Genomic DNA, 11,223 nt, shown 5'->3' on the forward strand with positions numbered 1-11,223 from the left:
AAAAACGTCTGGAATACCTTAAAAAGGTGGATGTTGAAGCTTTGAACGAAGAAACCCGCTTAAGCTATAGGTTGTATAAACAGCAAATTGAAAACGAGATCGCCGATTATGAGTATCGTTTTTACAACTATCCCGTAAACCAAATGCATGGCTACCAGGCTGAACTGCCCGCATTTTTAATCAATATGCACCGTATTGATTCAGTTGGTGATGCCCGGGACTATATATCACGCCTGGAAGGTTTTCCTGGCTTAATAGAAGACATCATAGAAAATATTAAAATAAGGGAACAAAATGGTATTGTTCCTCCAAAATTTGTATTTGATAAAGTGCTGGAAGACAGCCGGAATATTATTAAAGGCAAGCCTTTTGGGAAGGCCAATGAACGAAGTGTGCTGTTAGAAGACTTTTATAAAAAAGTTCAGGCACTGGATATTCCAAGTGAGGAAAAACGCAAACTTATAAGCGATGCGGAACAGGCACTTGTCAATAAAGTGAAACCCGCCTACGAAAAATTGATCGCTACCCTGGAAAATCAGCAAAAACGGGCGACTACTGAAAGTGGTGTCTGGAAGTTTCCGAAAGGAATCGAATTTTATAATAATGCTTTAAAAAGATATACCACCACCGATCTTACTGCGGAAGAAATTCACGAGATAGGAAAATCTGAAGTAGCCAGAATTCACGCCGAAATGCAGGTTATAATGGAGGAAGTAGGCTTTGAAGGATCCCAGGAGGAATTTTTTGAATTTATGCGGGATGATTCGCAATTCTACTATGAAGATTCTCCGGAAGGCCGTGAAAAATATCTGGCTGAAGCTAAAGCTATTATCAATACGATGAAAGGAAGACTCGATGAGCTCTTTTTAACCCAGCCCGACGCCGATATTGTAGTAAAGGCAGTAGAACCTTTTAGAGAACGTAGTGCAGGGAAGGCTTTTTATCAACAACCGGCAAAAGATGGTTCCCGTCCCGGTATTTACTATGCTAATTTATATGATATGGAGGCAATGCCAAAATATCAGATGGAGGCTCTGGCATACCACGAGGGAATTCCCGGGCATCATATGCAGTTGGCTATTGCTCAGGAACTTGAAAATATCCCTGAATTCAGGAAACATAGCTTTTATCCTGCTTATATAGAAGGCTGGGGCTTATATAGCGAACTGCTTCCTAAAGAAATAGGATTCTATGAAGATCCTTATTCAGATTTTGGAAGACTTGCCATGGAATTATGGCGATCGTGCCGTCTTGTTGTAGATACCGGAATTCACACCAAAAAATGGACCAGGGAAGAGGGGATTGAATATTACGAACAAAACACTCCTAATGCCGAAAGCGATGCCATTAAAATGGTTGAAAGACATATCGTGATGCCCGGCCAGGCTACGGCTTATAAAGTAGGAATGAATAAGATCCTGGAATTGAGAGAAACCGCCAGGAAAGAATTGGGTGACTCTTTTGATATAAGGAAATTTCACGACCTGGTATTATTAAACGGTGCTATGCCACTAAACATACTCGAGGAAAGAGTGATGACCTGGATAGAAGAACATAACTAATTAAGCAATATAGTGAACAGAGTCACGAAAGAAGATCTTAAGATCATTCAATTGGTCAACGGACAAGAGAATAAGCTTGAAATTCTTAATTATGGAGCCTCCATTTTAAGCTTTACAATCCCGGATAAAAAGGGAATATTGACCAATGTAATTGTTTCTCCCAAAGCTGAAGAATACATCAGCCCGGTTTATAAAAATCATAATAAATGTTTTGGTGCTTCTGTTGGGCGTTACGCTGGTCGAATCTCGGGTGGAAAATTTAAACTTGATGGCCAGACCTATGAGCTTCAGCAAAAAAATGGAGTACACCTTCACGGCGGCGATTATGGTTTTCCTTATAGAATTTGGAAATTAGAAGAACAGACTTCAGGAGAAAATCCTTCGGTTAAACTTTCTTACCTTAGTGAAGATGGGGAAGAAGGCTACCCGGGGAATTTAAGAACCGAGGTCAGGTATACCCTCACCGAAGAAAATGAGATCTTAATTGAATATACTGCATCAACCGATAAAAAAACGGTAATAAATCTTACCAATCATGCTTATTTTAACCTCAATGGAGAAGGTAGTGTAAGTGATCATTTCCTTCAGATTTCGGCAAAGAAATTATTAATGGTGGATGATAAAATGTTACCTACAGGAGATCTGGTTAAACTTAAGGAACACCCAAAGAATTTTATTGAAAGTAAGTTAATTGGGAATAGAGCGTTGGATGATAGTTTTGTTCTAGACAATGAAAAAAATGAAAATGCGGCGGTTCTCTTTGCGCCCTTAACCGGTATTAAATTGGAACTTCAAACCAATCAGCCCGCGCTGGTGGCCTATGCTCCTGAAGAATTGCCGGATGACCTCGATTATAAAACCAGGATTTCGAAGAAATATCCATCTATTTGTCTTGAAGCCCAGAATTTTCCAGATTCACCTAATTTCAGAAATTTTCCTTCGAGTGTTTTAAAGCCGGGGGAGAAATATTATAATAAGATTTCCTTGAAATTTAAAGTGGTTTCCTAGGCTTAAAATAACCGTAACTATTACATTTATTTAAATTTATATTTTATATTTAACAAAAGTTTCACAAGCCAACTCTGGGATGAAGTTGGTTCTTTTAATGATAATATAAATTATGGAATTTGGATTTCTGGATCAGCTTGTATTTGTTATATATGCCTTAAGTATTGTAGCGATCGGGTTATGGGTTTCACGCGGAAAGGGTAAAACCTCTGAAGATTATTTCCTCGCGGGAAAATCGCTTCCCTGGTGGGCCATTGGAGCTTCGTTGATCGCAGCAAATATTTCAGCTGAACAGTTTATAGGAATGTCTGGTTCGGGGTTTGCTATAGGACTTGCGATAGCCTCCTACGAATGGATGGCGGCATTAACACTGCTTATAGTCGGGAAATTTTTCCTTCCAATTTTCATTAAAAAAGGATTGTATACCATCCCTGAATTTGTAGAGGTACGCTACGGTACAAGCCTTAAGACTATTCTCGCGATATTTTGGATCGCATTATTCATTTTTGTGAATCTTACTTCGGTCCTTTACCTGGGTGCTACTGCCCTGGATACTATTATAGGAGATGGAGATGGATCTATTTTTCTTTACTCGATTTTTGGACTAGCTCTTTTTGCTGCCGCCTATTCCTTATATGGAGGACTCGCCGCCGTCGCCTGGACGGATGTGGTGCAAGTGGTTCTCTTGATTATTGGAGGTTTGATCATGACCTATATCGCGCTTGATAATGTTACCGATGGGGGAGGAGTGATAAATGGTATGGTTTCCATCTATGAGCAGGTACCTGACAAATTCTCGATGATTCTGGAAAAAGGTGAGATTATTACCCCGAATGGAAAAGATGCCTGGTGGGACCTTCCGGGTCTTGCTGTTCTTATTGGAGGGATGTGGGTTGCCAATCTATATTACTGGGGCTTCAATCAGTATATTATTCAAAGGACTCTTGCGGCTAAAAGTCTTAGGGAATCTCAAAAAGGTATTGTGCTTGCAGCATTCCTTAAGTTGATTATTCCACTAATCGTTGTTATTCCCGGAATTATCGCCTTTGTAATGAATACCGGTCCTAATGGCGAAATTTCTTCAGCATTTACTGATATTTCATTCTTTTCGGGGAATGGGAATATAATTAATGATAATGCTGCTCCCTGGTTAATTAAAGAGTTTATTCCGGCAGGGCTTAAGGGATTGGTTTTAGCAGCTCTGGCGGCCGCTATTGTTTCGTCTGTAGCTTCTATGCTGAATTCTACCGCAACTATTTTTACAATGGATATCTATAAGCCCTATTTCCAAAAGGGAAAATCTGAAAAAGATCTGGTGAAAGTTGGACGTATTTCAGCTTCTATAGCGCTTTTAATTGCAGTTATCCTGGCCCCTCAATTAAAGAATCTTGGACAGGTTTTCCAGTATATCCAGGAATATACGGGAGTGGTTAGCCCGGGAATTCTGGCCGTGTTTATGCTGGGACTTTTCTGGCGAAAAACTACTAATAAGGCGGCTATTTACGGAGTCCTGGCCTCTATCCCGATTGCATTTTACTTCAAAATTGGGCCAAACGGCTGGATTGATAGTCCGTTATTTGTTTCCTGGCCCTTTATGCATCAAATGATGGCTACATGGCTACTCACTATGGCACTTATGGTGGTTATAAGCCTGGTGGAAGGAAAAGGTAAAGACAACGAAAAATCTATCCCATTAAGCAAAGAATTATTTAAAACAGGTCCTGCGTTTAACATTGGGAGTTTCGCCGTCCTGCTTATCCTGGTAATGCTTTATGCTTTATTCTGGTAAGAAAATAACTACCGGAAGGAATAATGTTCCTCCGGTAATTCCTTTAATCTTTGTGCTGCCTGTTCTGCCGTAATATCGCGCTGTGGTCCGGCAAACATTTCATAACCAACCATAAACTTTTTAACCGTCGCTGAGCGTAAAAGTGGTGGATAAAAGCTCATATGGAAATGCCATTCGGGGTGTTCCTTGCCATCGGTTGGAGCCTGGTGTATACCCGAAGAATAAGGAAATGAAGTTTCAAAGAGGTTATCGTATTTAATAGTGAGCTTCTTAATGATTTTCGCAAAATCTTTTTCCTCGTTTTCATTTAATTGCCCGATATGCTGATAATGATTCTTCGGAATTATCATAGCCTCAAAAGGCCAAACAGCCCAGTAGGGGATGAGCGCCACAAAATGTTCAGTTTCTTCCAGGATTCTTTCCTTTAATTTTAATTCCTGGTTTAAATAGTCTGAAAGTAAACTACGTTTTGTTTTCTGCCAATGCGCCTTTAGGTGTTCTGATTTTTTCTGAACCTCGGTTGGAATGGATTTCTGAGACCAGATCTGTCCATGAGGATGGGGATTACTGCAACCCATGATAGCCCCTTTATTCTCAAAGATTTGCACATAGTTGATGTTTTCCATCGAACCAAGGTCTGCAAATTCTTTTTTCCAAAGTTTGATGACCTCTGTAATCGCCTCAACTTCCATAATGGGCAGGGTAAGAGAATGATCAGGTGAAAAACATAGGACTTTGCAGATCCCGCTTTCCGGCTCGGCTTTCAGAAGATTTTGCTCGAATACTTGCGAAGGATTTTGAGGTAAAAGTGCCGGAAAGTCATTCTCAAAAGAATAAGGCTTTTGGTAATCAGGATTGGTTTTACCACTATTCCGGGTATTACCAGGGCACAGGTAACAGGTTGGTTCGTAAGTTTCCCTTTTTTCAATATTTTGGTTCTCGGTTTTCCCTTGCCAGGGTCTCTTGGTTCGGTGTGGTGAAACCAGGATCCATTCGCCGGTTAATATATTATAACGTCTGTGTGGCGTGGTATTTATTTCTGTGCTCATAATCTTAATTTTTGTTGATTATCGTGCCGGGGCCAACTTCAACGATAATAGGTTCTGGATGTATGCCGAATTCCTTAAAATAAGCTCCATCTACTTCCCTGATAAAGTCATTAATTTTATCAGCTTCGATAAGGTTGATGGTGCATCCACCAAAGCCACCACCCATCATTCGCGAGCCGTGAATAAACTCTTTCTCGCGGGAAAGATCTACAAGGAAATCCAGTTCCCGACAGCTCACCTCGTATTTTTTCTGAAGGCCTTCGTGAGAAGCGTACATCAGATTTCCAAATTTTCCGAGATCCTCATCTTTTATGGCCTCAGCGGCTTTTAGAACTCTGTTGTTTTCTTCGATCACATAATTGCAACGATCATAGATCTTGCCGGGTAATTTATTTCTGTATTTTTCAAGTATCTGTTCATCGACATCGCGGAGACTTCTTACCTGCGGATTAGCTTCAGCAATAATTCTAACCCCTTCTTCGCACTCCTGCCTGCGGGTGTTGTATTCGCTATCGGCCAGGCTGTGAGAAACCTTTGTATTCAGGAGTAATATTTTACAACCCTTGAAATTAGTCGGAATGTATTCTGCATCCAGGCTTTCGCAATCCAGAAGGATTAAATGATCTTTTTTACTCAGCACCGAGGCATACTGATCCATAATTCCGCAATTGGAACCAACAAAATTATGTTCTGCGCGTTGAGAGAGTTTAATAATGTCCATTTTGCTTAGCTCTAGCTCAAAGAGTTCATTCAATCCGCTCGCCAAACCGCATTCTAGAGCTGCCGAGGAGCTTATTCCGGCTCCAATGGGCAATTCGCTCTTGAGGACACAATCAAAGCCACTGAGCGTCTTTCCCAGTTTTTGAATTTCCTTCACTACTCCCATAATGTAATTTTCCCAGGCATTTTCGCTTCTTTCAATTTTTTCGAGACTGAACTCAAAGGAAGAGTTGTAAGTTTCACTATAAATTCGGCAAAGGCTTTCAGAATCGTTGGAACTCAGCTTGAAATAGATCTTTTTGTCAATAGCCGTTGGCATTACAAACCCATTGTTATAATCGGTATGTTCTCCAATTAGATTAATGCGCCCCGGAGATTCAATTTCCACATCAGCTTTAAAATCTTTATAAGCGGGCAGAGGGTTCTTTATAGACACAATTTGAAACATTAGAAGATGAATTCCAAAGATAATAAATGTATTTTTTACATTCTTTTAATTACCAAAAAATTTATCTTTATCATATATTTAACCAAAATAAATAAATGGCGGAAACTATAGTAGATCTATATAAGCCCAGTGATAAAATGTATGTGGCCACAGATTGTTTGATCTTTGGTTTTGATGATGGGCAACTAAAATTATTGGTTTTCAAGCGAAGGGTAGAACCCAGAAGAGGGGAATGGTCGTTAATAGGCAGTTTTGTTAATCTGGATGAAGATGTGGAGGAGGCTGCAAAAAGAGTTCTTGCGGAAATCACCGGATTGGAAAATGTTTTTATGGAACAATTGGGTGCCTACGGAGCAGCTGAACGGGATCCCGGTTACAGAACCATCTCCATCGTTCAGTACGCTTTAATAAGGATAAATGATTACGACAAAAAGTTGGTAGAAAGTCATGGAGCTCATTGGTTTGATATCAATGAGGTGCCCGAACTTGTTTTAGACCATGATAAGATGTTAGCTGATGGTCTCAGGGAATTACGAAGAAAGGCGCGTTATCAACCTATAGGTTTTGAGCTTTTACCTGAAAAATTCACTATTCCCCAGCTGCAAAAACTCTATGAGGTAATTTACCAGAAGGAACTCGATGGAAGGAATTTCCGAAAAAAACTGCTTTCCCTTAATGTGCTTATAAAACTTGACGAAAAAGATAAATCAACTTCCCGCCGGGGAGCTTTCCTTTATAAGTTTGATCATAAAAATTATCAGAAATTACTGAAATCAGGCTACAACTTCGAAATCGCCTGATTTCTCTCCCGAATGTTAAATCTTAATTTCTTGTTAAAAAATTAAGAGATATTTCTTGGTGGTGATCGAAATAATTGTAAAATTTACGTTTATAGAATCCGAAAAGAAATAGGGATATGAGCGATAGATATTCAAGACGTGATGCATTAAAGACTATGGTACTTGGCTCCGGACTGCTTAGCATTGGTGGAGTAGTTTCCTCTTTTGCAGCCATTAATCTTATCGATAAGCACGAAGCTGGAAAAAATAGCCGGAAAATTAAACATTCGGTATGTCGTTGGTGTTTTGAGGATATTCCCTTAAATAAATTCGCTGAACAATGTGCAGCTTTAGGCTTTGATGCTATTGATCTTTTAAAGCCTTCGGAATGGGAAACCGTAGAAAGACACGGCCTGGTTTGTGCTATGGCTACTGATGATTTTGCCAGTGTTGAGAATGGGTTTAATCAACCTAAAAACCATAAATCTCTTCAGGGAAATTATCGCAGGCTTATCGATAGGGCTTCAAAGCATGAAATTGAAAATGTAATTGTCTTCTCCGGAAACCGCCGTGGGATGGATGATAAAACCGGGATAAGTAACTGCATAACCGGGCTTAGACCTCTTCTAAAATATGCTGAAAGTAAAAATATTAACCTGGTCATGGAACTTCTTAACAGTAAAATAGATTATCCTGATTATATGTGTGACAGTACTGATTGGGGAGTTGCTTTGGCCGAGGAAATCGATGCACCTAACTTTAAATTGCTCTACAATGTCTATCATATGCAGGTGATGGAAGGCGATATAATCGGTACTATTAAAAAACATCATAAGCATTTTAATCATTATCACGCTGCAGGTGCTCCCGGCCGAAATGAGATTAATGATAGCCAGGAAATAAATTATCCGGCGATCATGAAAGCCATTGTTGAAACCGGGTTTGACGGATATGTCGGCCAGGAATTTATTCCAACCTACGATAATAAAATGGCTGCCTTGCAGGAAGCTATAAAGATCTGTGATGTATAAAACCCTCAATTTAATGTATTTAAGAATACTTGTAGTTGCTTTGGCTGTTGTTGTTTCAAACATTGCTATCTCCCAGGAGAAAGGAGATGTTTATGTTGATGACACCGGATTGATGCGTTGGGGGCATAATGATGCAGAAGTGAAAGGTTTTGGTGTGAATTATTCAGCTCCTTTTGCTCATGGTTATCGTTCAGCGCAAAAACTGGGTGTAGATGTAAAAGCTGCTATAGACCAGGATGTGTATCATTTTTCACGCCTTGGTTTTGATCTTTACCGCATCCACGTTTGGGATACTGAAATTAGCGATGTCGAAGGAAACCTGCTGGAAAATGAGCATCTGGAAAACTTTGATTATCTACTAAAACAGTTAAAAGATCGCGGAATAAACTTTGTGATAACTCCAATCGCTTACTGGGGTAATGGCTGGCCAGAGCCTGATGAGGATACTCCCGGATTTTCAAATAAATATGGAAAGGAAAACAGCCTTATCAATCCCGAAGCTATAAAAGCCCAGGAAAATTACCTCGCACAATTCCTGAATCACGTAAACCCACATACGGGAGTAGCTTATAAAGATGAACCAAATATTATCGCTTTTGAAGTCAGTAATGAACCGCATCACAGGGGAGAACCGGAAGAGGTGACAGATTTCATTCAGAAGATGGTTGACGCGATGCGCAGCACCGGTACCAAAAAACCAATTTTTTATAATGTTAGTCACAGCATCAATCTTGCTGAAGCCTATTTTGATGCGGATATCCAGGGAGGAACCTTCCAATGGTACCCCACCGGTTTAGGGTTCCAAAAAGAACTGGAAGGTAATTTACTTCCAAATGTGAACAATTATCATATTCCGTTTGATGATGTGATAAAAGAAAATAAAGGAGCTAAACTCGTTTATGAATTCGACGCTGCCGATGTGAATAAATCCTACATCTATCCCGCCATGGCTCGCAGCTTCAGGGAAGCCGGAATCCAGATAGGGACGCATTTTGCCTACGATCCTACTTACCTGGCACACGGAAATACTGAATATAATACGCATTATATGAATCTGGCCTACACCCCTAAAAAGGCGCTTGCTTTGATGATTTCGGGGGAGGTATTTCATCAGGTTCCTGTAAACAGCGATTTTGGAACTTATCCTGAAAACCTCAAATTTCAGGATTTTGAGATCAGGTATGATGATGATCTGGCGGTTTTAAATTCAGAAGAAAAATTTATTTATACCAACACCAATTCGTTGCAGCCAAAATCAACAGAAGAATTAAAGCAAATTTCGGGTTACGGAAATTCAGAATTGGTAACATACGAAGGTAAAGGCGCTTATTTCCTGGACAAATTGGAAGAAGGAATTTGGCGGTTGGAGGTAATGCCCGATGCAATTTTGGTTGACAATCCCTTTGGTTCCAATAGCCTGGAGAAAACTGTTGCCGTTATCAATTGGGAAGAGTGGGAAATGAACCTGAATTTGCCTGGACTATCTAATGATTTCAGTATTGAGACTTTAAACGAAGGCAATGATTTTAAAGCTGAAGTTTCTGCTAATAGTTTCATCATTAAGCCCGGAACTTATCTTTTAAAAGCGAACGGAGTTCCTTTTGAAAAAGCTTCAGCAGATTTGCAAAATTTCGAAATGGAGGAATTCAGCGCGCCGGAGTCTACTGTGGAAAGAACTTATGTAATACACGAGCCGGTTAAGGAAATCTCACCAGCATCAGAATTAGAAATTTCCGCAGAGATCGTTTCCAATGAGAAAATTGAAAAAGTGGAGGCCTGGTTACAAAACGGCAATACTTACGAGAGTATCGAATTGAAAAATGAAACAGCCTACACATATTCGGCTGAGGTTCCTGATGACTTTTTGGCTCAGGGTTTTCTTCAGTATCGCATAATTGTAAATACCAATGCGGGAGATTTCACTTTTCCCGGAAATACAGCCGGCAATCCCGGAGATTGGGATTTTCATTCGGCTGAAGAATATAAAACGAGCATCGTCCCGGAGGATTCTCCAATAGTTCTTTTTAACGCTATTGAAGACGAAGATTACGTGGTAGGAGAGTGGTTGCCGACGCTAAATTTGGTACCTACGGCTAATCCGAATGAAGCCGAATATCAGGTAAATGTGGAGGAATTATTCAGAAAAGACATAGAAAATCCTGAGGCTACTCCAATTTATGATTATTCCTTTAAGTATAATTTTAATAGAAAAACTGAGGGACGAAAAACTGAATTTTCCGGGACAGACAAACTTATTTTGAAAGCAAGAGCTTTAAATGAGAAACCCACAAAACTACAGGTTGCTTTACTAATGAAAAACGGGGCTGCATTTGGGACGACTCTCAGCCTGAACCCTGACTCCAAAAAATATGAAATCTCCCTAAAAGATCTAAAACCGGTAAAAACCATAACGCTGCCAAGACCTTATCCTACATTTTTGCCTTATTATTTCGAGCATAAAAATTCAGATGATTTTAATATTGAGGATGTAGAGAGCCTTCAGTTTTCTATCGGGCCCGGCCTGAATGAAGAAGAACAACTGGAAAAACATGGAGTGGGAATTATTAGCGTTCTGCTTAAGTAATAATTTTTAATCTTCCCCAAAACAAAAAGGTCTTTCAGAATTTTCTGAAAGACCTTTTTTAATCTAATCCTACAAGAGTTTGCTATCCACATTTGGAAGAACCGCAGTCCTGACAGGTAAGGCAGCCTTCCTGATACATAAGATTAGATGAGTTGCAATTGCTGCATTTTTGTTTTTGAGCGAGGGTGCCATCAGCGACATATCGCTTGAGGGCGCGGGCCACACCATTTTTCCAGGTGTTTATAGACTCGCT

Annotated in this window: 8 protein-coding genes; 6 read left to right on the plus strand and 2 right to left on the minus strand. The window is 39.9% G+C overall.

Features of this window, described 5'->3' with window-relative positions:
- The 3 genes from ACESK1_RS10050 to ACESK1_RS10060 all read left to right on the plus strand — a co-directional run.
- The coding region (locus ACESK1_RS10050) for a DUF885 family protein (protein ID WP_372920050.1) at window positions 1-1,562 on the plus strand (1,562 nt) is incomplete at its 5' end.
- Between the two features lie 12 nt (window positions 1,563-1,574).
- A complete protein-coding gene (locus tag ACESK1_RS10055) occupies window positions 1,575-2,570 on the plus strand; it encodes an aldose epimerase family protein (protein WP_372920051.1) in 996 nt (331 codons plus the stop codon).
- Between the two features lie 112 nt (window positions 2,571-2,682).
- Window positions 2,683-4,359 (plus strand): sodium/sugar symporter, encoded by a 1,677-nt coding sequence (locus ACESK1_RS10060; protein WP_372920052.1) that lies wholly within the window; start codon window positions 2,683-2,685, stop codon window positions 4,357-4,359.
- Window positions 4,360-4,367: 8 nt separating this feature from the next.
- Here the strand turns inward: ACESK1_RS10060 and ACESK1_RS10065 are convergent, their stop codons facing one another.
- Together ACESK1_RS10065 and galK are read right to left on the minus strand one after the other, a co-directional pair.
- On the minus strand, window positions 4,368-5,408 hold the full coding sequence (locus ACESK1_RS10065) for a UDP-glucose--hexose-1-phosphate uridylyltransferase (protein ID WP_372920053.1): 1,041 nt from the start codon (window positions 5,406-5,408) through the stop codon (window positions 4,368-4,370).
- 4 nt (window positions 5,409-5,412) lie between these two features.
- The gene (gene galK / locus ACESK1_RS10070; protein ID WP_372920054.1) at window positions 5,413-6,564 is read right to left on the minus strand and encodes a galactokinase; all 1,152 of its coding nucleotides are present in this window, start codon (window positions 6,562-6,564) and stop codon (window positions 5,413-5,415) included.
- A 107-nt stretch (window positions 6,565-6,671) separates the two neighbouring features.
- On the opposite strand from galK, the gene ACESK1_RS10075 reads away from it, so the two are divergent.
- From ACESK1_RS10075 to ACESK1_RS10085, 3 genes are all read left to right on the plus strand, one after another.
- Window positions 6,672-7,376: an NUDIX domain-containing protein gene (locus ACESK1_RS10075; RefSeq protein WP_372920055.1), complete on the plus strand. Its 705-nt coding sequence runs from the start codon at window positions 6,672-6,674 to the stop codon at window positions 7,374-7,376.
- Window positions 7,377-7,492: 116 nt separating this feature from the next.
- A complete protein-coding gene (locus ACESK1_RS10080; RefSeq protein WP_372920056.1) occupies window positions 7,493-8,386 on the plus strand; it encodes a hydroxypyruvate isomerase family protein in 894 nt (297 codons plus the stop codon).
- 13 nt (window positions 8,387-8,399) lie between these two features.
- Window positions 8,400-10,970 (plus strand): cellulase family glycosylhydrolase, encoded by a 2,571-nt coding sequence (locus ACESK1_RS10085; RefSeq protein WP_372920057.1) that lies wholly within the window; start codon window positions 8,400-8,402, stop codon window positions 10,968-10,970.
- Window positions 10,971-11,223: the final 253 nt, after the last annotated feature.

This window comes from Salegentibacter sp. (genome assembly GCF_041642575.1).
In the GTDB taxonomy this organism is placed as follows: Bacteria; Bacteroidota; Bacteroidia; order Flavobacteriales; family Flavobacteriaceae; genus Salegentibacter.

What these genes read in the sequence shown, in the direction of transcription:
- ACESK1_RS10080 (WP_372920056.1), top strand. Translation starts at nt 7,493, where the DNA reads ATGAGCGATAGATATTCAAGACGTGATGCATTAAAGACTATGGTACTT.
- ACESK1_RS10065 (WP_372920053.1), bottom strand. Translation starts at nt 5,408, where the DNA reads ATGAGCACAGAAATAAATACCACGCCACACAGACGTTATAATATATTA.
- ACESK1_RS10085 (WP_372920057.1), top strand. Translation starts at nt 8,400, where the DNA reads ATGTATTTAAGAATACTTGTAGTTGCTTTGGCTGTTGTTGTTTCAAAC.
- ACESK1_RS10060 (WP_372920052.1), top strand. Translation starts at nt 2,683, where the DNA reads ATGGAATTTGGATTTCTGGATCAGCTTGTATTTGTTATATATGCCTTA.
- ACESK1_RS10075 (WP_372920055.1), top strand. Translation starts at nt 6,672, where the DNA reads ATGGCGGAAACTATAGTAGATCTATATAAGCCCAGTGATAAAATGTAT.